The sequence below is a fragment of the Paenibacillus sp. P4_A7 genome (assembly GCF_056402455.1).
The window spans coordinates 1-25,013 of the sequence record NZ_JBFUHJ010000009.1; the positions used below are offsets into that span (position 1 = coordinate 1).

Consider the following 25,013-nt stretch of genomic DNA (forward strand, 5'->3'; position numbering starts at 1 on the left):
AACTCCAAGCGAATGCTGATGCGAGATTAGATAAGCAAAAGTCCGCTCCAATCCAGCAGCAATTTCACCCGTTTCGTCATGCTTGCTCAAATAGCTTAGCGGAAGAAGCATTCGAGTCAATCCCGAAGTGCGACTGTACATAAAGCGATGCTCAGATTCTCTAGCAAGCAATGTCCGAGCACCAGTGAGCGCTGTATCCATATAGGCCTTCTCACCAGTTACAAGATACGCTTGTACGAACGCGGCGTGGGTTATGCTCTCGAAGTGGGGATTCAAGCTAGGCGGCAGCGCCGACGCACCCTCTCTTCCCAGCTCTCCCAGTTGCGTACGAGTAAGTACATTTGGACGTAACCCGTCCTCCCGCTGCGTGGCCAGCAGTGCTTCAGCGACTAACAAGCCGCGAATTTTATACGTTTCGTTGCCCGTCCGACGATATAGATACAGCAACACGAAGCAGACCCAAGCGTTATCGTCTGTAAAGAGTTGATGCGGGTATTTTCCGGGAAAATCATACCATTTGAAAAAGCCATAAGACGGCGAAGTACTATCCATATCTTGATAGTCATGCTCAAATAAATAGTGGAGCAAGCCGTCGGCGGTCTCTAACCATTGCTTCTCTCCGCTCCACTTGCCATACAAATAAAACATTAGCGCCGAATGCGCGTGGCAGTCCGGCCGAAGGTCTGGCGACAACTTCGCCGTTACGGAATGAATATTTTCGTATACACCCTCCGCTCCATTACTTGCAGGAAGCATGCCCGAGCTTCTAAACCACTGGACATTTGCCTTTACCGCTTCCGCTGCTGAGGCATTCGCTGACAAGTCAATAAACGGTTCCCACATCCTAAACGGAATGCCCGACAGCTCCTTGAGGTACTGCATGAGCGGCAACCAGCGGCTATAAGGCCTTAACGATTCTGGATCAGGACAGGAGAATAGCGAAAAAGCACAATATACGATCGTACCCGCACCAAGCTTACGGATGATCAGACCGGGCTGCCCTTCACTTGCGGGGATTGAAACGCTTTGATGAGTATCGCGATAAACGCCCATCGAAAGCTTAACCTCCGAATCGAAAGCAAATCCCCGCTGCAATGTACCTGTCCACTCAAGCAAATCTCCCTCCGCTACTCTTGGTATCGCCAGGTTGCTTTGAAGCTTCTCCATCGTTCGGCGCGTTACAGGGAAATCCTGCTTCCAGCCGAACAGCCTTGATGTTGGAAAATCAAACACTTCGATAACTTCCCCATAAATAAGCCCTCCCTGCTCAGCGAATGCCCATAGCTTGGCACAAGCCGCAGAAGACAGCGACACCTGGTTGTCCAGTGAATCGGAACCAATGAGGAATATCGCCCTATAACCCTCTAACGAAACGGTATCCAATGCCGTCCAATCGAAGCGTTCTGCTCCTTCGGTCGGTAATAGCTTGAGCTCTTGATTACTTCTTACGAACAACGCGGTTTTCATTTTATTCCTCCTCGTCTATTTTCCATATAAGCTTTGATATTCCGAAGGCGTAAAGCCTGTCACTTTTTTGAACGCCTTGCTGAACGAATGAATCGACTGGTATTGTAACTCCTCTGATATTTTCGTGATGCTGCTGCGTCCTGCTTGCAGCCGGTTCATAGCCCGCAGCATACGGCGGTTAGCCCAATAGCCTTGCAGCGTGATACCCATCTCCGACCGAAAGGCATGAGAAAGATAGGAATAACTGTATCCCAGCGCCTCCGCAACCTGTCCAAGCTCATCGATATTCTCGATATGAATGTCGAAATACTGGATGGTTTGATAAACCAGCTCCTTCTTATTGACCGCGCGCCCATTTGCAATTTGTTGCAAGGTATTTCCTTCTAGCAGACGGCATAGCTGGGCCATTAATTGATTTAAAAGATTATCCAGAATTGTAAGCGCATACTTGTCGAGCAGTTGTAATTCCTTCATTAGTTGGAAGAGCAGCTCATCCATCCCCGACAAATCCCGGTAAGACCTGATATCATCCGCAGCCTGAAATGCAATATCCAAGAGACTGCACCCTTTACCCGGCTGCACATCAACGCATATAAATCGCATCGCTTCATTCGCGTTCCCTGTCGATTTGATATGAAAGGATTGCCCTGGATAGATCCATATGAAGTGACGCTGCTGCAATGGCGTATGGCATCCATCTATCGAAGCCGATCCGCTCCCCGATAGCATATAGAGCAATCGATGACTTGATGTAGAGCCGCTATCCGCCTCATAGCAACAGCGGTCATGTACTTGGTTCAGAACGACACGGCTTAAAGTGACCGCCCGTTCCAAATAACGGTTGTCAAAACCTGTTCCACTCGTAAATCTCGCTGCAGCGACAGACGGCATAATGCTGCCTCCCCATCCATGTTAATCATACTTCTATTCCTTTATTTTGCATCACTTGCTCCACCATCGTTATGGTGTGATCTTATGAATACAAGGAATATCTTGAGATGTTTTACTGACTCAGTATGATTATGCAAAAAAAAGCCGAGACACCTAGTCCCGACTTCCCTCAATCCTATTTACTTTTGATTCCCATCATACCAAGCGGATAGTTCCGTCAGCATTTCTGCTCCGCCTTGCGATTTCCAATCAGATAAAAAMTTATCGTAATTATCCAGTGATTCCGCACCAGCCATTACTTTTATAATGTAGTCGTTCTCCAGCATGATCAGCTTCTGCAAATTGTTAGATACAATCGGCAGAGGGGGAGCAAGTAGCGTCGGATCACTTCTTGAAATGGACATCTGACCTTGAATTTTCTCAAAGGTTTCATAAAGCACTAGATCTTTACGGACCCGGAGCAGCCAAAGCTCTTCAAACTGTGAAGCGTCCGTGCTGGTCATGAACCAATCGGAGTTTCCGCGCTGCTCATTAAACGTAGGCAGAATTGGAAACATTTTGCCGTTACTTTCCGTTTTATAATGAACGTTTTCTTCACCGATCGCCAATTCTTTAAATAGCCCCGGTTCCACCTTCATATTCAAATATTTCATTGCTGCTTCCTTGTTCTTCGATGACTTTGGAATGGCAATATACCAGCTTACACCGCCGCCTTGCACCCAGTTTCCGATTTGACCGTCTTTACCCTTCAAAGATGAAATCAATGTAATTTCTGAATTCGGAATGTTTTTGTTAAGTGCATCTGTTACCGCAGGTGCAATACCCCAGCCATAAGTCATGATGCCTGCTTTGCCTGTAACAAACTTTTGCTGAATGGTATCTGCTTTGTTAACCGGCCATTCAGGATCCATCAAGCCTTCAGCGTACAGTTTATTCATAAATGCGAGATACTCTTTCATCCCAGGCCCTTCCAAGCGGTGAATGAGCTTGCCGTCTTGCACGTCAAAGCTAGTCACGACACCGAATGCGCCCGATATTTCAGGAATAACGCTTTCAAAGCCAGTTAAAGGAATCATACCGTCTTTAGTCTTAATAGCTTTCAATAGCTCGTAAAACTCGTCAATCGTCGTAGGTACCTTCATTTTCAATTCGTCAAGAAGTCCTTGGCGAATGGCTAGCGAGCTGCCCACAAATCCGCGCGGATGCTTCTCCGGAATACCGTATGTTTTACCGTCAACTTTGGAATTTCCGAAAAACTCTTCCGGAGTGGAGCTAAGCAAGTTTTGCCCATGCTCAGACAAAAGCTGATCAAGCGGCTCAAGTGCACCTTGTACGGCAAGACGATTGTATTGTGTAGCCGAAAGCTTCAAAATATCATAAGACTCGTTATTTGCCATTAATAGGTTGAGCTTGTCATCCGGATTTTCTAGCGGAAGCGTCTCATACTCCACTTTATAGCCTGTTTTCTCTTCCAAGAACTTTGCAACAGGATCTTGATTCGGATCAAAGTTCCGCTGAAAGCCGAGCTGTTTAAGTACAGGCTTCTTTTCTGAAACTGCTCCATCCGTGCTTGCCGGGGCCTTTCCACTACCTGCATTGTTATCGCTTCCACAACCAGCAAGCATACCTACAATCAATACGAATACAATACCTATACTCAACCTCTTATTCACTTTATCTCCCCCATTATGTTAAAAAGTCTCATTACTCGTTCTAATTGTAGCACCGGGGGGGAACGCTGTATTTGTCGTCATACGCTTCCCTTGTTGTCCTCATTCACTCGTCCAGCTCTTCATAAGGCATAACTTCCTCGAATGTAGCGGGAATAACAATGGTTACCCGAGTTCCCTCATGCTCTACGGACTCAAAACGAACTATAGCCTCATTCCCGAAATAGAGTCTGAGCTTGTCCTTCACATTACGTAAACCATAACCAGAGTCAATCGAATCACCATTCAGCCGCTCCAACTGCTCTCTACTCATGCCAACACCGTTGTCCTCTATTGTAAACTCAACATTATTCTCGTTAAAATAACAGGAAATCCGGATGCTGCCCGACTTATCCAGCTTCTCTCGAATGCCATGCAGTACTGCATTCTCTACAATTGGCTGCAAGATAAGCTTCACTACCTTTAATGAATGCAGCTTCGGATCTGAATCAGTCGAGAATTGAATTCGTCCACCGAATCGTCGATTTTGGATATCCATATACGTACGTACATGCTCCAACTCCTCCGATATCGGTATAATATCACGGCCTTGGCTCAAGCTGATTCGGAAAAACTTCGATAGCTGCCCGGCAACATCACTTATCTCAATAGCTCCCCGCTCCATCGCCATCCAATGAATGAGATCTAGTGTGTTATATAAAAAGTGTGGATTAATTTGGGCATGCAGCGCTTGCAGCTCAGCAGCCTTCTTCTTTACCTCCGTCTGATATTTTTCTTGAATCAAGCGGCGCATATTTGCGCTCATTTGGTTGACATGCGACTGCAGCACGCCGATTTCATCGTGAGCGGTAACAGGAGTATCTGAATCCCAATTCTCCGATTCTATCTTCTTAATCTGCAGCAGCAGCGGGCGAATTCTGCGCGTAAGCCCCTCTGAGACAGCAACCGCCAATATTGCCCCGACGATAACGACAACGACCAACACCGCGTAGAACGTCGACGACCATTGCCTAATTTCCGCATAAATCTCTTCCTTAGGAATAAAGGCAATCAGCTCCCAGCTTCTCCCTTCAATTCCTTTCGTAATAACAATATGCGATTGACGCTCGACCGTGGGCAGCTCCTGACCAAGGTCCTCCGTATCCAAGCTGGAGATAATCCTGTCGTGCTTATCAACAAGATATACCTCGCCGGCTGCTGTGATTTGAGTTTCACTAATGATTTGTTGAATATTATCTTCGAGAATATCAATGGACAGCACACCGAGCACGTCGCCAGTGAACCCATCTGCAAACAGCGGACGAACGCAGGAGATAATATTTTGTTTCCCGCGATCCCCGTCATAATTATGCTCATAGGTTGACCGACAATATATCCCTTCCGAATTTTGCATCATTTCCTTGTACCAGTATTCCTCTTTGATCGTGGACAAAGCATAGATCGTACTGTTCTCGCGCGTATAAATGCTTGTCGAATCCACATATAGCCGCATGCTGTAAATTTCCCTGCTAGTCTGAGTGGAACGCAATATATTCAATATTTTATGATAATCATCGATTTGATTGCTTAGTGAAGTTCCGCTTCGCCCATTCTTCAGAATATCGTTCAATTCTTTATTCATAAACAGTATGCTAGAGACATCTTTCACGCTAGTAAGCTTGTAGGCTATAAACGAATTGGCTTGGTTTATTGCACGTTCCGTCGCTTGCTCGATCCGATTTTCTAGTATTTGGACAGTTTTCGAATAAATTATGACAGATATCGAGCCTACAGATATGAATATTAATGACATAAAGACGAGCATTAACTTCGTCTTTATTCGGATGCGCGAAATTCTCTGACTAATCATCTGATTCAAAGTCAACATTCTTCTTGCAGCGTATCCCGATATTGGGACGGAATAACACCGGTCAGCTTACGAAATACCTTCGCAAAATAATTGGCATCCTGATACCCGACTTGCGCCGATACGTCATACAGCTTCAGTCTGCGGTCGCGCAGCAGCAGCTTAGCCTGTTCAATGCGGTATTGCGTAATATAATCGTTAATGGAAAGACCTTTTTCCTTCTTGAACAAAATACACATATAGGTTGGCGCCAAATGGACATGTCCGGCAACCATCGTAATGGAAACATCCTTATTATAATTGCCTTGAATAAATCGGATAATATCCCGAATAACTGTTTTGTCACTGGAATCGGTTAGATCAAGTGATTGACGAATAATTTCAAGACGCTGCATTATAAATTTACGGATCAAGAACAGCTCACCGGATACGAACATTGTCGCCCATAGCTGATCCGTTTCGAACTCCCACATCGTTTCCGAATATATTCGAGTCATCGCCACATACCAACGAAACAGCTTTTTACGAACAGCTTCAACCTCTGAAGATGGGTTCAGCAGCAGCTCATTAATCGTTTGGTCCACCCACTGTTCCGCCGCCTGCATTTGCTTTCCGCGCAGCAGTTCCTCAAATCGAATAATAGCTTGTTTATCAAATAGGCAGAGTGTACGGCTATTTTGCGGCAGGTCTCTAAACCATATAACGGTATTCCAGCCACGATAAAATTGATGCGAGAGCGCTCTGAGCGCTTGCTCATAGGAAGTCGAATATCCGTTTAGATGCGTAAATGTCTCTCCTACTCCAGCTGCAATGCCAGTCTGTTCCTCTTGCCCTCTTCGCCTCGTCAGACGATTCAACCACATCCCAAGCTGATCATCATTCCGCCGCGAGGTATGACCGATACAAGCAACTCCTATGCCATCTATGACTCCAATTAATATAGGCAGCTCCAGCACAGCAGCTTCTGCCTTTGATTCTTCTTTCCATTGTTGCTCAGCTTGATCGTTCTTAAAGCTGAACGTTATGCATTGATAAAACCCATCCATGGGAAAGCTATCATCTATACGCGCAATATCTTCTAGAATATTATCATATTCAGTTCCTGTCGAAACAGAGAGCTTGAGAATGGCTTTTAATGAATGCGCTGTCAATTCCGGCTTGCTTCGATCTAGCTGCTGACGCATATGCTGAATTTGCTGCTGCTGCTGCCTGTCCTCCCAAATCCGGCTCACCGTTTTCTTAAGTAAATCGGAAAGCTCCGACATTTGAATCGGTTTGAGCATATAGTCTACCGCTTGCAGCTTAATTGCAGATTTCAAATAATCGATATCGTTATAGCCGCTCAAAAAAATAATTTTGCAATTAGAATCAATCTCGCGGATTCGCTGAGTTAACCCAATTCCATCCAATCTAGGCATCCGAATATCACATAATATCATATCTGGCCGTACGCGGATGAATAAATCGTAGGCTTCAATGCCATCCTCCGCTTCACCGACAATTTCGATGCCCAGACCCGTCCAATCAATAAATCTCCTAAGCCCGCTGCGCGTCATGGGCTCGTCATCAACGAGAATCGCTTTTATCATGCTGCTGCCTCCTTGTTCTCTCAAGTCGATAAGACGTTTAAGCCTATAATAGCAAAAAAACCCGTCACTGCCGCAAATTCATTGCGGCAGTGAATGGGATTGAATACATCCGAACTAACCTTTTACAGAACCTACCATTACACCTTTAACAAAATGCTTCTGCAAAAAAGGATATACGAGCAAAATCGGTATCGTTGCCGTCACAATAGAGGCGGCACGAACGGCTTCCGGCGCTTGGTTCAAATCCCGGTTAACGTCGATTTGACCAGCCATAGTCAGTACCTCTTGCGTCGAAGCAATTAATTCCTTCAAGTACAGTTGCAGTGTCTTCAAATCTGGCGACGTAATATAGATCATAGCATTAAAGTAACTGTTCCAGAGCAATACCGCATAAAATAATCCAACCGTAGCAAGCACGGGCTTCGATAACGGCAATATAATACTGAACAAAATCCGCATATTCGATGCGCCGTCAAGCTTAGCCGATTCCTCGAGACTCTCCGGAATGGCTTCGAAAAAGTTTTTGACAATGAGCATATAGAAGACGTTGATTAGGCCAGGTACGAATAATGCCCAGGCTGTATTTACCATCTCAAGCTCTCTCATAACCAAGTAGGTCGGTATAATGCCTCCGTTAAACAGCATCGTGAATACATAAATCAACAACAGCTGCTTACGGAATTTCAGGCTTGGCTTCGATAGTGGGTAAGCAGCTAATRCCGTCATGAACAAAGATGCCAACGTTCCTACAATCGTCACTAGAATCGTAATTTTAAATGAATTCAGAAACTGCTTATTGCCGAGGACAAGCTCATACGTCCCTACTTGAAAATCGATTGGAAAAATCGTAACTAGGCCCGAGACAACCGCTGCCTCGCTGCTGAAAGATTTTGCGATTACATTTAGAAAAGGAAACAATGTGGCAATGCCAAGCAAAATAAAAAACGTGTAATTAAGAATGGTGAATAGTCGTTCTCCAAAGGAGTCCTTCACTATGTTTCTTCTGGGTTGCTGTTGTGAGACCGTTTTTGTCGTTTGCATTACCAGATGCTCCTTCCTAGATATTTCCTACATGCCCAGTTACCGCTTACAACGAGTCCAAAGGCGATTACGGATTCGAACATTCCTACTGCGGTTGAAAAGCTATAATCAGAGGCTCCGATCCCGACCCGATACACGTATGTCCCAATGACATCCGCGATATCATAAACAACCGGATTATACATAACGAGAATTTGTTCCGTACCTGCTTCCAACATATTGCCGAGCCGCAAAATAAGCATCAGTACGATTGTTGCGAAAATGCTCGGCAGCGTAACATGTTTCATTTGCTGAAACTTGTTGGCCCCGTCGATTTTAGCCGCTTCATAGAGTTGGGGATCAATAGCAGAGATTGCCGCCAAATAAATAATCGTTCCCCAGCCAACTTCCTTCCACCCCTCCGTCACGACAAGCAGCGAACGAAAAACCGACTGGTCCATAAAGAAGGCAATCCGTTCTCCGCCTAACCGTTCGATAATCGTGTTTACGATACCATCGTTGAGTGAAAGTAAGTTAATGAACATGCCGCTTATAATGACCCATGATAAGAAATGTGGTAAATAAATGACCGATTGCACGATCCGTTTGAAAAACATCTTCCGAATCTCGTTAAGCAATACGGCCAATACGATCGGTGCAGGAAACAAAAAGATGAGCTTATAAATGCTAATTAGCAGCGTGTTCGTTAGTACGTTCAAAAACTGATCATTTACTACGAGCCGCTTAAAATGCTTAAGCCCCACCCATGCACTTTCACCAATGCCTTTAAAAATACTAAAATCCTGAAATGCGATAATTAACCCGTACATCGGCGTGTACTTTAATAAAGCTAGAAATAGCAGCCCCGGTACCAGCATAAGGTAAAGGTCCCATTCTTTAAGTATGGCTTTCCACGTTTTCGTTTTAACGATTGGTTGTACCTGCGTTGCTTTCATACATATGACTCCTTTAATTGAGATGAATGATGCAGGCTGTGCCTCTTTAGTCTAATTATCGGTGAGATATCAAACCAAGAAAATGATGCAATCGTAATAAAACAAAGAAAATCTAAAGGTTATGGCGATGTGAGTTAATTCTGTTATCATAAGAAGGACAATTATTTTGTTAAATCTCATTATGGTTTAAAAGGAAGGATCAAGAACATGAGCTTTCAATTGACTAAACGGGTCATTAAGCTGCTGTGCGGCGAGCTCTCTTACGAGAGAGGGGAAGCTTACTTCCTGGACAACAAAGTGACTCTTACCAATAACGATCCCGAAACTTCTAATTATAAAGCCATCGTCAAAGACAATAAAAATTACGATATTTCAATCGAAATTGATTATAACGGTGATGTGGATGCAGAATGCACCTGCCTCGCTTTTTATACATCCGACAAACTCTGCAAGCATGTTGCCGCCGCGCTTCTGTATATACATGATTTGAACCATAACGGCAGTAATGAACCTACTCGTTCCTATAATTCCATCCTCTATCCGGAGGATCCGTTTTCTGGGGAAATCGGTCAGCTTCAGACTAGATCGAGCACCTTAAGGACAAGGTCTTCTTCTACCAGCTCTTCGGATGATGCCATGTTGACGAGCAGTATGCTGGGACTATTCAGCGAGAAGCCGCTGCGCCCAAGTAATGCAACGCCTTTTTTTGATACAAGAATCATTCTAGATGTCTCGTTTACCTGTAAACCATTTCATTATGGTGATCGAAAATATATGTTCGGCATTGAGCTCAAGGTTGGGCAGAAACGACCCTATATCGTACAAAAGCTAAGAGAATTTCTCGACCGCATCGAGCGCAGGCAAAGCTATGTTTTCTCCAAGCATTTCATTTTTGACCCTGCGCTGCATAGCTTTTCCATACAGGACGACGCTATAATTCGACAGCTAATTGAAATCTATCACAACGAAAAAATGTACCGTGAAACGTCTAGCGTATATGAAAATCATAGCAAAAACTTAAGTGGTGATCGCATGCTGCTTATTCCTCCAGCCTCTTGGGAAGTTTTGCGGCCTTTGCTGTCTACAGCGCCTGCTGCATTTCTGGAGTACGACAACAACAGCTTTACAGGAATTGAGCTATCTGATGAGCAGATCCCGCTCCAATTCGAGTTCAACCAGGCAGATGGCGATGGCTATCAGTTAGAAGTAGAGGGTATAGAAAACCTCATTATCTTAGAGGCATACAGCATTGTCCTCTCAGGCGGTAAGCTGCTTAAGCTGCAGACCGCGCATTGCAAACGTCTATCTGAGCTGAAGTATATGCTGGATGCAACGAACAAGCAGCAAATTAAAATTGCACCGGAGCAAATGGAGCCTTTTATGGAAAAGGTTGTGCCTGGCTTAATGAAGCTCGGCAGCGTTCGTATTGCCCAGACCGTCTCAGAACGTATTACGCACACACCTTTAAAAGCGAAGCTTTACTTAGACCGCTTGAAGGACCGCCTGCTTGCCAGTCTAGATTTTCAATACGGCGATATTGTTATAAATCCATTAGAAGGAAACGGTCAGAAACGCGGTACTGATCGTATCCTTATGCGAGACGGGGAGCAGGAAAGACGCATATTAGAGCTGATGGAGCTAAGTCCCTTTGCCAAAACCGAGAGCGGCTATTTCATGGAGGACGAGGACAGCGAATATGATTTTCTGTACCATGTCATTCCGCAGCTGGAAAAGCTGCTCGACGTCTATGCCACCTCAGCTGTGAAAATAAGAATCTTCACCGAGCATGCACCGCCGCAAATAACGGTAAATGTGGACGAGCGCACCGATTGGCTTGAATTCAAATTTGATATAGCTGGCATCCCTGATGCCGATATCCGTGCTGTGCTTAAGTCACTTGAGGAAAAGCGTAAGTACTACAAGCTTCCTAACGGTGCGTTAATGCCGCTGGAAAGCGCGGAATTTCAAGAGATTATTCGATTCATAAATGAGGTCGGCATTCGTAAGGGGGATTTGAAAGGATCAGAAATCAGTATTCCTGTCGTACGAGGACTTCACTTGATGGATTCTCAGAGACAAGGCAACGCCGTCAATTTAGGAAAATCGTTCCGTCGACTATTGGAGAACATGCGCAATCCCGACAATCTGGATTTTACCGTACCGGATAGTCTCGTTAACGTTCTAAGGGATTACCAGCAATATGGCTTTCAATGGATGAAAACACTTGCTCATTACCGGTTCGGAGGTATTTTAGCAGATGATATGGGGCTCGGAAAAACGATCCAAAGCATCGCGTTTATCGTCTCCGTGCTGCCAGAGGTTAGAAGTCAGGAGTTGCCGGTTATTATCATTTCGCCTGCTTCACTCGTGTACAACTGGCTGAATGAGTTGAAGCGATTCGCGCCTGAAGTGCGAGCTGTCATCGCCGACGGAAGTAAAGAAGAACGCAGCAGTGTCGTAAAGGGAGGATCAGAAGTAGACGTTATTATTACATCCTACCCACTGCTGCGAAGAGATATTGCGCAATATGAGCAGCAATCCTTCCACACGCTTATTTTGGACGAAGCGCAAACATTTAAGAATCATACGACTCAGACCGCACAAGCTGTTAAGCGGCTTCAAGCTCGTTACCGTTTTGCCCTTACAGGAACTCCGGTTGAGAATCGGCTGGAGGAGCTATGGTCGATATTTGACGCCGTATTCCCAGCTCTGTTTCCTGGAAGAAAGGAATTTGGCGAGCTTACTAGAGAAACTGTGGCGAAGCGGATTCGTCCATTTCTACTGCGCCGCTTGAAGAAGGACGTGCTGAAGGAGCTGCCCGATAAGATCGAAACGCTGCAGGCCTCTGAGCTGCTGCCAGAGCAGAAGAAGCTGTATGTATCCTATTTGGCCGAGCTGCAAGCGGAAACCGTAAAGCATTTACATGCGAAGGACTTCCAAAAAAATCGCATACGAATACTAGCTGGTTTAACAAGGCTGCGCCAGCTTTGCTGTCATCCTTCTCTGTTTGTCGAGGGCTATACAGGCAGCTCAGCTAAATTCGAGCAGCTCATGGAGCTTATAGAGGAATGCCGCAGTGCTGGAAAACGTATGCTCGTATTCTCGCAGTTTACCCAGATGCTAGGCTTAATCAGCCAGGAACTCGGCTATCAAGGCGTCTCTCATTTTTACTTAGACGGCCAAACCCCAGCTTCCAAGCGCGTAGAGCTATGTAACCAATTTAACGACGGTGAACGCGACCTGTTCCTCATTTCGTTAAAGGCTGGCGGAACTGGACTTAATCTAACTGGAGCGGATACCGTTATCCTCTATGATCTTTGGTGGAATCCAGCTGTTGAACAGCAAGCAGCCGATCGCGCCCATCGCATTGGGCAGAAAAACGTTGTCCAGGTTATCCGCCTTGTCGCGCAAGGTACTGTGGAGGATAAAATGTACGAGCTGCAGCAGAAAAAAAAGAACCTCATCGACGAAGTGATCCAGCCCGGGCAGGAGGCACTTTCCTCCCTATCCGAGCAAGATATCCGAGAGATTCTTATGATTACCGATTAATGCATCAATAAAACTACAATAAGCTATCGCATTTATCGCGGTAGCTTATTTGTAGTTATTTTATAGAAAACCTTAGTTAATTGCCTACACTTTATACAAGAGGTTTTTGGATTAAAGTAGCGAAATTGAACTGATGTACATGGCCATCATTTAGTGTAGTCATTCCTTTTACAAAGTGCACATGCTTACCATTCCCGACAGGGATTGCAAGTCCGGTTCTTATTTTTTTGAGATTATGAAAATGGTTCAAGAAATCGGTATGAGTGAGGTCTATTTCATGGACATGACTGTTACCAACTCGGATCACTTGACCAGTAACACCTGCAAAACGATGATTATGCCTATCTGCACCTTGTTCCGCTAATTTTGTACTGCCTTCAAATTCATGTAAATGTGTCTGTCTTCTTATTTTAGTGCATCTTTTCATTACTCTTTTCCTCATAAAAATCCCTCCCCTAAGATCAAGATAAAACTTGATTCTGTATCATATATAAATCCGTTAAAATAAGTGTTAGACATCAGCACAATTAATTCAGAAATCACAAAAGGAGCAGGCTAACCACGTTTATCGCGGTAGCCTGCTCCTTTGTATGTTGAGGCCCATATTAAAATCTATCTTTGATCCTCGAAACAGAACTTAATCATTTCATTGCTGTGGAAGGAATACAATATCCGTCATGAAATAATTCGGCTCAATCAGATAATTGTCAATTACCTAGAGGAATCGTTTACTAAAGATAGGACAAAAGCTTTTTACGAGCAATCTCTCAACCTTAAATATGAATACATAAGCAATGTATTCAAGAAATACTCAGGCATCACCATTACAACCTATATTCAATTTTTACGTATACAACAATCACAAGATTTGCTTCGTCGAACGGACAAGTTAATTAATCAGATTGCCGAGGAAGTCGGTTACGAGGACCCTTATTACTTCTCGAAAATTTTCAAAAAAAACGATTGGAATGACACCAACCAAGTTCAGGGAAGAAGGATAATGGGAGGTTGTTAAACTTTCATCAGTTGCTGTATTCTCAGGAGGGCATTCAGTTACTTTAGTCTAATCAAGAGGCATATAAATATCAGTCAACTTACCTGACTCATAATAAGGATAATCCAGCATCTTTTGCGCTTGTTGTGCAAACTGAGTGTTGGTAAGTGATTCTATCACATACAGACCTAAATCAATGGACGCCGTTACTCCGCCACCCGTAAATAAATGACCATCCCTTACAATTCGAGCTTTGATAACCTCTGAGCAATAGGGAGTTAATAACTCGTAAGCATTGGGATTGGTTGTCGCTTTTTTACCCTCCAAAAAACCAGYCGCTCCAAGCAGCAAGGCTCCTGTACAAACGGATACTTTATATTTAATATCCTTCCCTGTTTGAATCCACGAAATAAAATCGGGATCGTATCTAAGCTGTCGTGTAGCAGACCCCCCTGGGACAAATACAAGGTCATAAACGGACAAGTCAGGATTCACATGCTTAACTTTTATAGTCATCCCTCTATCATCGGTTACTTCCTCTTTATTGGAGCAGAAATCCCACGATACATTTTCAATAGCCTTCATAACCCCCAATCTCGTTACCGCCTCATAAAAACCGATAAAGTCCATTGTCGTCATTCCATCAAAAAGTATAAATGCCATTTTCATGCCTGATTCAGCTCTCCTTCACTCTATTGATTTAAGGGAAATATTAACATATAGAAGAACTATTGGCGATAGAAAAGTTCTCTCTTCCCTACAATACTCACTACCTCACCGCGAACCACATCCACTCAGTGCGAAATCCACATCAATTTACCATAAATGGTCATCACTCTACCCTACTTTTATATGAAGCGCACTTCTATAATGAAAGCAATCTAGAGCAAGTGACCACAAAGGAGACTAATCATATGGAACGCAAAATGTATGTCGATAATGTCATAGTTGGCGGAAGCATCGGTGGGGTTGCCGCAGCCCTTGCAGCAGCAAATGCAGGCAAGCAAGTCATTATGACGGAAGAGACCAGCTGGATTCGTGGACAATTAACGAGCCAAGCGGTTCCGCCCGATGAGCATCCATGGATTGAATCGTTCGGATGCACAAGAAGCTATCGTGAATTTCGCGAAGGTATCCGTGATATGAAATGCTTGCTCCATACGTACACAGCGGCCGTCTCACCCTACTTGATCGTCATGTGCTTCAAGATGCAGAAGTTGATGGAGACGATATTGTATCCGTTACCGTTCGAAGCTTGGATTCAGGAGATGTTGTGCAGCTGATTGCTCCATACTTTCTTGATGCAACTCCCGATTTGCCTGAGGACATAAAAACATTTAGCTTATCCTCGTACACTTCATTTGGAGGTATATTAACCTTCACCGTTAGTCCCGTATTTTTCTCAATATATTCTAGATAGGGGTTAGAGTTCTCATCAAGCCCGGCAGGAAAGACTGATCCAAGGCTGTTAATTACGATAGATATTGATGGATGATAAAACTAATCTAAGCTTCATAATATTCATCCTATTCTATCGTTTTCTAGATAGCTAAGAGAATTTGTCTTGGAGGAACGCAGTTCAGATGGTTGTAACCTTTAACATTGGCCATTTGCTTTTAAAGTTTTTTTGCGTTGATCGTCTTCTATAGGCTTTAGCACACTCTTCATTTTGAAAAACATAAGCAGTAGGCCTTACCTCTAGCTTGAGCACATCGTCTATGCCGCATGGCGCCGTTAAAATAAGGTTATGTTGCTCATCTAAAGAAACGCCTAGTGCCGTTGCTGTTTCGGGGAACTTCGATATGGCATCCGCGGAGGATGAGTAGGGAGGAGTATTGTTTACAACATGCATTCTAGCCTGGTTCTTAACAGACCATGGGATGCCTGGCAGCAAGCTGTTTAGCATTTGTTCATATCTCTGTTCTTCAGACTCCTTCACATTCGCAGGATCATAATAAACGACATCAACATCACTGAGTGGTGTTCTCTCTTTGTACCAATGTATGGTGTCCCATATCTTCGAGCGTACAAAGCCTGCGCATACCCACCAATCCGGAAGATCCAGTAATTTAGCAGCTTTTAAAATGGCCATCATCCATGCATCGTCTCTAACTAGATGTAAAATATCTTCTTCCACATGCATTTGCGAACTCATCTCCTAGTGGGAAATTTAACCATGAGACAGATACTAACATACAATTCTTTGTATTTATAGTCTATTAACTTGCACAATCATTGGCTCATTTTCATCTGTGAGCTATAATAGATAAGTCCCCATCGGACGCTTAAACAGGCTAGCTAGTCGAACGATAGGAGAAATCAGATGGACATTGTAGAAATAATAACCGATTTAATTGATGAGGATACGGACCAGCCCAGATACCAATTTGACGAAGAAGCACTGCAGGAATTGATGCAAAGCATCGATGAAATCGGCTTGCTCTCTCCGATCAAGGTGAGAACGACGACCAACGGTCGTTATAAAATTATTTATGGAAATCGCCGCTACAAAGCGAGTAAAATGCTCGGACGCCCAACGATTCCATGCATAGTATCTACCGTAACGGATGAAATGGAAATTTATTTGGAGCAAATAGCGGAGAATTTAACACGCGAAGGTTTTTCCCCGATTGAGGAAGCGGAAGCGTTCAACAAGCTGCTTAATGATCCCAAATTCCGAAGCTCGACCAAGTACCTGTCGGGCAAGCTGGGCAAGCCAGAATCGTACATAAAGAACAAATGTGAGCTTTTGAAATTCGCTAATTCAGTGAAGAAGCTAATCGTTGGCGGTACAGAAATTAAGAAGGACAAGCTGACGGAAGATCAACTGCTGCCTTTGAAGGACCTCCCGCTGGAGCATCGTGATGCACTAGCTCTCATCATTGCGAGAGACGAGATGCCAGTTAGTGACGTGAAGAAGATTGCCAAGCTCTTTAAGGACAAAACAATCTCAGACAGCACTAAGGATAAACTTCTCTTCAAGACTGGCAGCGGACTTCTGGAAACCTGGTCTACCCATGAGCAGAACAAGGCGGAGCGAGCAAAGCCGCCTGAACCAAAGGCAGCGCCGATAAAAGCTGATGAGGCTGGAAGAGCTGAGAAGGCTGGGACAGCTTTCAAGTCGGAGACAACTGACAAGGCTGAGACAGCTGATGCTTCTCAGATAGAGTTGTCACCTGTTGAACTGAAGCTGCAGCAGCTAATCGCGGTTCTTCCTGAGCATAGTCCACTATCGCCCGCAATTCTTCAATCCCTACAGAGTATTAAACCGGGGGAGCAAGCGGTCTTTATGGACAGTGTCAACTCGCTCATCAACAATTTAGAGAAGCATCTGGCCGAGTGGCAGAAGATCAAAGAGTTCGCCAAACCTAATGCATAAAACTTTTTATAGCTCCCAAATAATTACATTTATTTGTAATCTATTTGAAACATAACTTTCATCAACCCTTAATGAACTAGGACTATAATAGAACTCGACCCCCTTTTTTAATATATAAACCTTTAGACCCGCAGCCCGTTGCTGTGGGTCTCTTTTTGTTTTTTTTTGTAAGCCTGTTGATTAATCTAATACTGGAAACCAATAACAAGCAATAAGGAGCTCAAAAACGGTTTGTATAAATATAGGCGAGTATAAGTCTCACCCTTATGCTCTTCCTATATTTCGCCATGAAACGAGCTTATGACGCCAGAAAAAGGCCCAGCCGTTTACGCGTGTCCGCGTAGTTTCAAATTCTGAAACTAAATGAGGCTGCAATAGGGTAAACGACGATTTAGTGTCAACGGATGAACGTAATTGCTGGTTGAGCGCGATCTATGCCCTCTTTTTGATGGATTAGTTGCATATTCTGAAATTACACCATCTCTATTTCCATAAAGATACTCATTAGTTTCACATTGTGACACTAATTGAATATGGCCTCCAAGCTACCAATGATTAATCACATGCAAAGCAATATCCTATCGACATATAGATAGTTGTAATATAGATAGTTGTAACCAATCGTTCTATTTTCACCGAGTAACCATTTCTGCTTTCAGATACCTTATATTTGTTAATCAACAGGCGTGATTGTTTTGTAACCTACAACTTACTTAGCGGGCATCAGCTCAACCAAAACAACTTCTGGACGATTGAACAATCGTTGCGGGATGATGCTGTTACCTAGTCCTCGGCTGACAATCATTGTCGAGCCGCCTTCAACAAATTTGCCTCCGTCGTACTTTGGAAATAAGCCTTGGCCTGGCGCGATAAGCCCCCCGACAAAAGGCAATCTCACTTGCCCGCCGTGTGCATGGCCCGAGAAAGTCAGGTCAATGTTATTTTTCTGATATATGGAGAATAGCTCCGGCCGATGCGATAGAAGCAGCGTAAATGTATCATCGTCATTGGTATCCTGAAGAGCTATCGTTATCTCCTCATCCACTGCTGCAAAATCACCGTCAGCCTCTTTGTAAAAGGTAGGATCGTCAACACCTGCGATGCGAATTGTCCCTTTTCCTTCACCTGAACCAAACTCAAGAAGCTCGTTCGTATTACGCATGACGTGTACACCTGCAGCTTCCAGCTTTTCTTCTAAACTCTCAAAGCGTTCGGAATAACACTCATGGTTTCCAGTTACGTAATAGACAGGGGCCTGCTTCACAATTTCCCTCATAAGCGTCATGCTTACCTCTTCGTTATACCGTTTACTATCAACTAAATCGCCGGTTACAACAATGAGATCAGGCTTTAGCTTATTCACCTTCCGAACTAATCGCTGCTGTTCCTTGCCAAACGCTTTGCTATGCAAATCAGTCAGCTGAACGATTCTGTAGGGTTCCATGGCGGCTGGCAGCTTATCTGAGCTTACCTTAAACCTAGTAATACCAATCGCGTTATTCTGATAATAAAGAAAGGCAATGCTTGCAAAAACGACAATTAAAATATACAATGGCAACCGTTTCTTCGTTAAGCGCATTGATAGCAAACCCCTTTTCCTTTCAAAAGGCGGAGAGGAATCCACCTCTTATCGTAATAGACTTTTGATGGCTTTAATGACGGCATCCGGTTTATGAATCGCAATTGAATGCCAACTATCCTCGACGATAATTTGATTTGTACGTTTAGTCAACTTGCTAAGCATCTGTTGACCTTGCATCCAATCTTTTGTCTGTTTACCTGCTGTCAGCACAAGTACAGGCAAATCCGCGTCAAGAGATTTGGCGTTAAGCAACTGAACGCTGCTTTCCTGCGTACATAACAACTCAGAGTAAACAGCTTCAAAAGCATTTGATCGATATCCCAGTGCAACTACCACTTTGCGCAATGAATCTGGCAGCCGATTAGATCCAATATGCTTTCGCAATAGTCGCGGAATGGCGATTGGCGATAACAAATACCCAAGTCTAAATTCATTACTGTTTATTTTACGCTGTGCCTTTCTTTCTCTCGTTGACAGGTCAGGTAGATACCTGCTTTCGTGTGTAGAATCCACCAGCACTAAACCTACTGTTTCCTCCGGATATCTAGCAGCAAATAACCGCATAATCATCCCGCMATAGGAGTGTCCTACCAGCAAGTAAGGAGGTTTTGCACCAATCGCCTGCAGCAGCATTCGAAGGTCGTTCACATAATGACTGCATGTTGGAAGTTCCACCGTTGACGTACTCCAACCGAGGCCCGATCTATCATATGAAATGACGTTCGCCTCCTTCGAAAGCTCCGGCACGACGAGTGACCAATCCAGCGAGCAGCCGCCCATTCCCGATTCCAAAATAATAGTAGGCGAGCCTTCTCCCACTGTTGTTGCGGTTGCAACAACATGCAGCTTTCGCCCTCCGATGTCTACAAGCTTGCCTGTAGGCTGATATTTTTGCAGCTCATAACGAGCAATTGCTAGCTGATAAAGCGATAGAGGAAAACCTAGCACTGTGATCACGGAACGGATGCAACGATCCAACAGATTTATTTTCGCCATAATAGGAATCGCCTCCCAACACTTACTTCGCCCTTTGCTTGGACACGCTCCATGATTGCCAGCTAGTATCCGTATGAGCAGCGGACTTCTGCATCTTAATTACACCTTCTAACCCTTCTAAATCAGGATACTTAGCATAAAACTTATACAGCGCAGGAGCTGCATCCGTAGACAATGTGTGCAAATAAGCAATATCGATAATTCCGGTTCGTTCGAATCTATCGATATTATTTACTGCAATGCGAGCATCCAGGTTGACATAGTTCATAATTAAATAAGCGACGATAGCGGTGCAGATGTAGACTTTAGCTAAAGAAAAGCGCACCTTCCATATCCGAACTAAAGCTACTGCAAGCAGTATGCCTAAAAACACCATAAAGCCATGAACCAAAAGACGTGACTGCGTAAAACCGTAGGCATCCTCGTATAAAGACAGCCTGCTGTATGCAGAAATAAGCATGACCGTGGTACAGCCAATCAACAGACTGAGCAGCAGCTTGCGGATCAGCTCAGCTGTTTTACCAGCCGGACGAATCAAATACAGGCCGCATAGCAGCACACCTAAATTAATCAGCGCAACCATAACAAGCTCCGCAAAGCCCCGTCGCGCATACTCGGCATAAGCCGCACCCTCAGGCAGCATCCCATTTGCCGCACCGAACAAATAAGAAAATTGAATAGCTACAAATAACAAGTAAACGAGATTAATGCTTAACAACAGTGTGCCTGCCGTAATAGGATCAAACTCCAATCTCTCTCTCGGCTTCTTCTCCAAACCTTCAACATAAGTGAGCACAGCAGGCTGCTCTAAACCATTCGAATCATCCTTAGGCTTACGGAACAGCAACCCCCATATGTAGCAGAACGTATACAACGCTATGCTTCCTGCGACGATTATCCGCCACACACCGTCTCCCATGGAGTTCAGTTGAAATAAATTCGGAATTTCATTCAGCCATGAAAGAAAAATTTGATCAGCAGAGGCCAGTAAGGAAACTACGACAATTAGAAGCGGTGCGGCGAGCAATAGACCTAGCCCTATTTTACGAATATGGGTATTAGCTTTCTTATCATTAGTGTCCGTCTTCAATAACCCGCCAAGTAAACTGAAAGGTACGGCTATATGTGAGAGAGGCTTCGCCACCCCTTGTACAATCATATCCTTATAAAATCTAGCCCGATGCCAAGGCTGTGCTCCAGAACGTGTTACCAGCATCGTTTGCGCTATAATCAATGCAAGAAGGGCCATTACATTTACTGAACGGAAAAAGCTATTTGCAAAAAAAGCATACGACAATGTCAGCAGCACTATCGGAATCATAAGCAGCCAGCCTGAGCTGAATTGCCCCTGCCACTTCTCAAAGCCGCCTATCCTGCCTTTTACCGCATAAAAGAACAGACTATAGAAGCCAAGTACAAATACAATGACTGAAACTCCCGCTGTACTTCCAACAAATAAATATTGGCTGATTAAACCAAACAATAGAGCTAGTACCAGCATCGTTTCGTACCGTTTTTGCCATGGCGCCGGATCTCTCATTGCGTTCACTCCTTATTTGTTAATATCCTCCTTTTATTGTAACCTATAAAACAAGAACAAAAAGTGTAAGTTAATTTTACCTAATTTCATATTTTAAGCGTACGTAAGGAGATATAGCTATGAAAATTCGTCGACACTATTTGACTCTGCGCTGCTCTTTCCCAGAGCTGCAAGAAGACATTCCCTTCGAAACGACGACACAAGAGCTTGCATCCATACTCGATTGTACGCACCGTAATATGGTGCTGCTCTTGAAGAGAATGCAGCAGGAAAACTGGATAACTTGGACTCCCAAGCGAGGTCGGGGCAATCGTTCTCTTCTCACTTTTGTAGCGAGCAAAGAATCTATTGCTCTTCAAGAAGCGCAAGAAATGGTACAAAAACAAGATTTACATTCGGCACTTGAGCTTCTGAATGGAATAGATGATTCACCTATTCTGCGCGAGCAATTTCAGGACTGGCTCTCCAGTCAATTCGGTTTTCATTCGGAGGTGGATGGCCAGCGGCGAACGGATGTGCTTAGATTCCCGCTTCCCCAAACCATCCATTCCTTAGACCCAGCCACGATTCATTATACTGGTGAATCGCATCTTGTAAACCAGCTATATGACGGATTATTGCGAATGGATTCGAAGGGTGAGCAGCTTTTACCTCATTTAGCTCATGCTTGGGAGGTTGATGCTTCACGGACGCTTTGGACCTTTTATTTGCGTAAGGGCGTTTTATTTCATCATGGACGCGAAATGCGATCCACCGACGTATCGTATTCCCTGCAGCGGCTTAAGAAGCTTGCTCCGTATGGACTATATAGCTGGGTCTACGAAGACATCGTATCTATGGAAACGCCGGATGATACGACTATTCATATTCGATTAGCCCAGCCAAACGAAACTTTTCTCGCCTTCTTGACATCCAATCGCGCGTCAATTGTTCCGCAGGATGCTTGCGAGGCTGCTGGTGGACAATTCGTAAGCAAGCCTGTCGGCACAGGGCCCTTTCGACTGGCTGGCAATGAACAAGGCGTTTGGATACTGGAAGCATTTGCTCCTTATTTTCAGGGGCGCGCTTTTCTGGATCGGGTAGAAGTATGGACGCTGGAGGAGCGTAATCGGAAGGATAAATCAACTGAGCTGCAGCCGTACCAAGTGATGCATAATGTTCGGCTCTCCGATATGGCGGCTGAGCAATGGCAGCAGGTAAGACAGTCGGGAATGACCTGTAAGTTCATAACCATCAATGAGTCGAAGGACGGACCTCTCAAAAATGCTGCGATACGTGCTGCGGTTGATGCTGCTATTGATCGAGGTGAACTGCTGGAGAAGCTGTCGGGAGATGCTATTTCTGAAGCAAACAGCTTCTGGCCGCAGCCGGATAACTGCGACCTTCATGCTGTTTCAATCCATACGGATTCCTATAATATAAACCAGCAGCTTGATGATGCAGGCTATCGCGGCGAGAAGTTAATTATGGCGACTATTCCTCAGTACGAGACAGATGCCAGAATCATTCAAGAGATATGCGTTAAAGCAGGAATCACACTAGAAATTAAGCTCATAGCGGCTGAACAATTCAAAGGCACAGCCCGTATGACAGCCGACTTACTGCTCTTCGCCGTTATGCTGGACGAGCACCGAGAGCTTCGGCTCATCGATCTATTCAGAAGCATGCAACAGCATACGCTTCCCGATATGCATGAAACGCTGGAGCACAGCATTTCACTCATTTTATCAGAGCCTGCAGCTAAGCATAGAGCGAGCCATTTCATGCGAATTGAATCAAAACTCAAGGATCGACATAGCTTGCTATTCCTTTACCGTAAACATTTAAAAACGGCATTTCATCCATCTATTCGCGGTATATCACTCGAGTCGCTGGGCTGGGTTCGTTTTCGAGATATATGGTTTACTTAGCATTAAAACTCGTATTTCACCCTCATCTGTTTCTTTGGTCTTCCTTTACTAGCTTCAACAGCACACGGATTCCGCTGGCGATTTTATCTGGGGATATATCCTTGGCTAACGCGTCAGCGCGAATCTGTTCGATCGCTTTGACCGCTTTTTTCCCTGTAACTGTAAATACTTTAACATCCCCGCCTATAAGCGTTTTGATCTGGCTCGCTGCCATTGAAAGATTATCATGACTGCTCGTATCGGTGCTTTTCATTTCGGTGTGACCGGACATCGACGAATTCTCTTTGCCTGACTGATCTTCCATTGGGGTAAGCAGCTTCTTCTGGTTACCATCATATTGCGAGGCAGATGCCTCTCGCTTCTCAGCAGCAAGTACAACCGTATCATCGAAAACGAAGACGCGTACGTCAGAAATGCCAAGTGTGCTCAGCCTAGATTCCAAATGCGCGGAGAAGCCGTTCGAATGCAGTCCTGAGCTGCCAATCGTACTGTATACAGATGTGCCCATCCCATAAGTGGTATTTCCATGCTCATTGGTCGTATGAAACTTCGGCCCTGCTTCATTTGGAATGACGGAAGGATTGTGGAGCATTTTCGCATGTTGTTTGGGTACCGATTTTGATTGCAATTGCGAGTAGGGTGGCGCTTCACCGGCGCAGCCCGTCAAGGTGAGTGATGCTACTGCAAATACGAGCAGTTTACTGGTAATAGTCATTTCATTATCATCCTCCATCAAAATAATTTCTTGTTATTAGCATGACCCTTTCCATGAAATGAATATTCATGACTTCTTGGAAAATAATAAAGGGGATCGAAACAACTTTCTAGGAGGTGCAGCATTTGGATCCCAGTGACAAACAGAAGGAGCAGGGCAATGAAACGATTGGCAGCAATTCAAGGCGCAAGTTTTTAGTCAATACGGGTTACGCCCTAGGCGGAATAGTCGTAGGCGGAGCGCTCGGCTCGTTAATCAACAAAAAGCCTGCTAAAAAGACGGAGCCCTTGGCACCTGATAAGAATAAGGCTGCTGAGCCAAAAAACTACAACCGCGCGCTAATGTATCTTACTCAAGACCAGTTTCGGATCGTCGAGAGTGCTACTGAGAGAATCTTTCCCGAGGATGAGAATGGTCCTGGCGCCAAATCGCTGGGGGTCGCTTTTTTCATCGATCATCAGTTAGCTGGGGATTGGGGCTTCAACGGGCGTGATTATATGACTCCCCCATTCTTTACAGGTGAAAAGGAACAGGGCTACCAAGGACGCCTGAAACGCAAGGAAATTTTTGATATAGGGCTGCGTGAGTTAGACAATTATGGCTTGACCCAATACCAGAAGAGCTTCCCTGAATTGACTCCTGAGCAGCAGGATGAGGTTCTTAAAGCCTTCGACACGGACGCTGTAAAGCTGACGACCATTTCCGCGAGCGGTTTCTTCCGAATGCTGCGCAGCAGTACGCTTGAAGGAGCCTACAGCGACCCGTTGTATGGCGGTAATTTAGACATGAACGGATGGCGAATGAAAAACTACCCAGGGAATCAAGCGAGTTATACAGACGTCATCGACAAGGACTTTAGTGCAATCGCACCAAGCAGTTTGCAAGACCATTTGGTAACACATTAGCGAA

19 protein-coding genes and 1 pseudogene are annotated in these 25,013 nt (G+C 44.6%); 6 read left to right on the forward strand and 14 right to left on the reverse strand.

Annotation, left to right across the window (positions count from 1 at the left end):
• The 7 genes from AC1DWN_RS02630 to AC1DWN_RS02660 form a co-directional block, all read right to left on the reverse strand.
• A partial coding sequence (locus tag AC1DWN_RS02630; RefSeq protein WP_477557389.1) for a hypothetical protein occupies positions 1-1,467 on the reverse strand: 1,467 nt, incomplete at its 3' end.
• A gap of 15 nt (positions 1,468-1,482) precedes the next feature.
• Positions 1,483-2,358, reverse strand: a complete 876-nt coding sequence (locus AC1DWN_RS02635) for an AraC family transcriptional regulator (RefSeq protein ID WP_477557390.1) — start codon at positions 2,356-2,358, stop codon at positions 1,483-1,485.
• A gap of 179 nt (positions 2,359-2,537) precedes the next feature.
• The gene (locus tag AC1DWN_RS02640) at positions 2,538-4,031 is read right to left on the reverse strand and encodes an extracellular solute-binding protein (RefSeq protein WP_477557391.1); all 1,494 of its coding nucleotides are present in this window, start codon (positions 4,029-4,031) and stop codon (positions 2,538-2,540) included.
• A gap of 103 nt (positions 4,032-4,134) precedes the next feature.
• Entirely contained in the window at positions 4,135-5,877 is a 1,743-nt protein-coding gene (locus tag AC1DWN_RS02645; RefSeq protein WP_477557432.1) for a sensor histidine kinase, read from the reverse strand.
• A gap of 11 nt (positions 5,878-5,888) precedes the next feature.
• Positions 5,889-7,463 (reverse strand): response regulator, encoded by a 1,575-nt coding sequence (locus AC1DWN_RS02650; protein ID WP_477557392.1) that lies wholly within the window; start codon positions 7,461-7,463, stop codon positions 5,889-5,891.
• 114 nt (positions 7,464-7,577) lie between these two features.
• Positions 7,578-8,504, reverse strand: a complete 927-nt coding sequence (locus AC1DWN_RS02655; RefSeq protein WP_477557393.1) for a carbohydrate ABC transporter permease — start codon at positions 8,502-8,504, stop codon at positions 7,578-7,580.
• The gene (locus AC1DWN_RS02660) at positions 8,504-9,439 is read right to left on the reverse strand and encodes an ABC transporter permease (protein ID WP_477557394.1); all 936 of its coding nucleotides are present in this window, start codon (positions 9,437-9,439) and stop codon (positions 8,504-8,506) included. The genes AC1DWN_RS02655 and AC1DWN_RS02660 overlap by 1 nt, the downstream gene beginning before the upstream one ends.
• Before the next feature lie 207 nt (positions 9,440-9,646).
• On the opposite strand from AC1DWN_RS02660, the gene AC1DWN_RS02665 reads away from it, so the two are divergent.
• The gene (locus AC1DWN_RS02665; RefSeq protein ID WP_477557395.1) at positions 9,647-12,988 is read left to right on the forward strand and encodes a DEAD/DEAH box helicase; all 3,342 of its coding nucleotides are present in this window, start codon (positions 9,647-9,649) and stop codon (positions 12,986-12,988) included.
• A gap of 91 nt (positions 12,989-13,079) precedes the next feature.
• Here the strand turns inward: AC1DWN_RS02665 and AC1DWN_RS02670 are convergent, their stop codons facing one another.
• Positions 13,080-13,430 (reverse strand): YmaF family protein, encoded by a 351-nt coding sequence (locus AC1DWN_RS02670; RefSeq protein WP_475810304.1) that lies wholly within the window; start codon positions 13,428-13,430, stop codon positions 13,080-13,082.
• 207 nt (positions 13,431-13,637) lie between these two features.
• Between AC1DWN_RS02670 and AC1DWN_RS02675 the strand changes: the two genes are divergently transcribed.
• A complete protein-coding gene (locus AC1DWN_RS02675; protein ID WP_477557396.1) occupies positions 13,638-14,003 on the forward strand; it encodes a helix-turn-helix domain-containing protein in 366 nt (121 codons plus the stop codon).
• A gap of 48 nt (positions 14,004-14,051) precedes the next feature.
• Here AC1DWN_RS02675 and AC1DWN_RS02680 read toward each other — a convergent pair whose 3' ends face one another.
• Positions 14,052-14,651, reverse strand: a complete 600-nt coding sequence (locus AC1DWN_RS02680) for a DJ-1/PfpI family protein (protein WP_477557397.1) — start codon at positions 14,649-14,651, stop codon at positions 14,052-14,054.
• A gap of 245 nt (positions 14,652-14,896) precedes the next feature.
• Here AC1DWN_RS02680 and AC1DWN_RS02685 point away from each other — a divergent pair.
• Positions 14,897-15,291: pseudogene (locus tag AC1DWN_RS02685) on the forward strand (FAD-dependent oxidoreductase); the annotation flags it as partial.
• Positions 15,292-15,561: 270 nt separating this feature from the next.
• Here AC1DWN_RS02685 and AC1DWN_RS02690 read toward each other — a convergent pair.
• Positions 15,562-16,125 carry a nucleotidyltransferase family protein gene (locus AC1DWN_RS02690; protein ID WP_477557398.1) on the reverse strand — a complete coding sequence of 188 codons (564 nt, stop codon included), beginning with the start codon at positions 16,123-16,125 and terminating at the stop codon, positions 15,562-15,564.
• 180 nt (positions 16,126-16,305) lie between these two features.
• Between AC1DWN_RS02690 and AC1DWN_RS02695 the strand changes: the two genes are divergently transcribed.
• A complete protein-coding gene (locus AC1DWN_RS02695; RefSeq protein ID WP_477557399.1) occupies positions 16,306-17,361 on the forward strand; it encodes a ParB/RepB/Spo0J family partition protein in 1,056 nt (351 codons plus the stop codon).
• Positions 17,362-18,070: 709 nt separating this feature from the next.
• Here AC1DWN_RS02695 and AC1DWN_RS02700 read toward each other — a convergent pair.
• Genes AC1DWN_RS02700 through AC1DWN_RS02710 form a run of 3 tightly spaced genes read right to left on the reverse strand, consistent with a single transcriptional unit; the run spans position 18,071 to position 21,479 of the window.
• Positions 18,071-18,940: a metallophosphoesterase gene (locus AC1DWN_RS02700; protein WP_477557400.1), complete on the reverse strand. Its 870-nt coding sequence runs from the start codon at positions 18,938-18,940 to the stop codon at positions 18,071-18,073.
• A 48-nt stretch (positions 18,941-18,988) separates the two neighbouring features.
• Positions 18,989-19,939 (reverse strand): alpha/beta fold hydrolase, encoded by a 951-nt coding sequence (locus tag AC1DWN_RS02705; RefSeq protein WP_477557401.1) that lies wholly within the window; start codon positions 19,937-19,939, stop codon positions 18,989-18,991.
• 22 nt (positions 19,940-19,961) lie between these two features.
• A complete protein-coding gene (locus AC1DWN_RS02710; RefSeq protein WP_477557402.1) occupies positions 19,962-21,479 on the reverse strand; it encodes a DUF4153 domain-containing protein in 1,518 nt (505 codons plus the stop codon).
• Positions 21,480-21,598: 119 nt separating this feature from the next.
• Here AC1DWN_RS02710 and AC1DWN_RS02715 point away from each other — a divergent pair, with 119 nt between their 5' ends.
• Positions 21,599-23,389, forward strand: coding sequence for an ABC transporter substrate-binding protein (locus AC1DWN_RS02715; RefSeq protein ID WP_477557403.1), 1,791 nt, complete (start codon positions 21,599-21,601; stop codon positions 23,387-23,389).
• 22 nt (positions 23,390-23,411) lie between these two features.
• Here AC1DWN_RS02715 and AC1DWN_RS02720 read toward each other — a convergent pair whose 3' ends face one another.
• Positions 23,412-24,104: a hypothetical protein gene (locus AC1DWN_RS02720; protein ID WP_477557404.1), complete on the reverse strand. Its 693-nt coding sequence runs from the start codon at positions 24,102-24,104 to the stop codon at positions 23,412-23,414.
• Between the two features lie 125 nt (positions 24,105-24,229).
• Here AC1DWN_RS02720 and AC1DWN_RS02725 point away from each other — a divergent pair, with 125 nt between their 5' ends.
• Positions 24,230-25,009: a gluconate 2-dehydrogenase subunit 3 family protein gene (locus AC1DWN_RS02725; protein WP_477557405.1), complete on the forward strand. Its 780-nt coding sequence runs from the start codon at positions 24,230-24,232 to the stop codon at positions 25,007-25,009.
• Positions 25,010-25,013: the final 4 nt, after the last annotated feature.

Coding starts and splice junctions, on each gene's coding strand:
- AC1DWN_RS02660 (WP_477557394.1), bottom strand. CDS start 9,439: ATGAAAGCAACGCAGGTACAACCAATCGTTAAAACGAAAACGTGGAAA.
- AC1DWN_RS02635 (WP_477557390.1), bottom strand. CDS start 2,358: ATGCCGTCTGTCGCTGCAGCGAGATTTACGAGTGGAACAGGTTTTGAC.
- AC1DWN_RS02690 (WP_477557398.1), bottom strand. CDS start 16,125: ATGCATGTGGAAGAAGATATTTTACATCTAGTTAGAGACGATGCATGG.
- AC1DWN_RS02670 (WP_475810304.1), bottom strand. CDS start 13,430: ATGAGGAAAAGAGTAATGAAAAGATGCACTAAAATAAGAAGACAGACA.
- AC1DWN_RS02700 (WP_477557400.1), bottom strand. CDS start 18,940: ATGCGCTTAACGAAGAAACGGTTGCCATTGTATATTTTAATTGTCGTT.
- AC1DWN_RS02650 (WP_477557392.1), bottom strand. CDS start 7,463: ATGATAAAAGCGATTCTCGTTGATGACGAGCCCATGACGCGCAGCGGG.
- AC1DWN_RS02715 (WP_477557403.1), top strand. CDS start 21,599: ATGAAAATTCGTCGACACTATTTGACTCTGCGCTGCTCTTTCCCAGAG.
- AC1DWN_RS02695 (WP_477557399.1), top strand. CDS start 16,306: ATGGACATTGTAGAAATAATAACCGATTTAATTGATGAGGATACGGAC.
- AC1DWN_RS02710 (WP_477557402.1), bottom strand. CDS start 21,479: ATGAGAGATCCGGCGCCATGGCAAAAACGGTACGAAACGATGCTGGTA.
- AC1DWN_RS02645 (WP_477557432.1), bottom strand. CDS start 5,877: ATGATTAGTCAGAGAATTTCGCGCATCCGAATAAAGACGAAGTTAATG.
- AC1DWN_RS02665 (WP_477557395.1), top strand. CDS start 9,647: ATGAGCTTTCAATTGACTAAACGGGTCATTAAGCTGCTGTGCGGCGAG.
- AC1DWN_RS02720 (WP_477557404.1), bottom strand. CDS start 24,104: ATGACTATTACCAGTAAACTGCTCGTATTTGCAGTAGCATCACTCACC.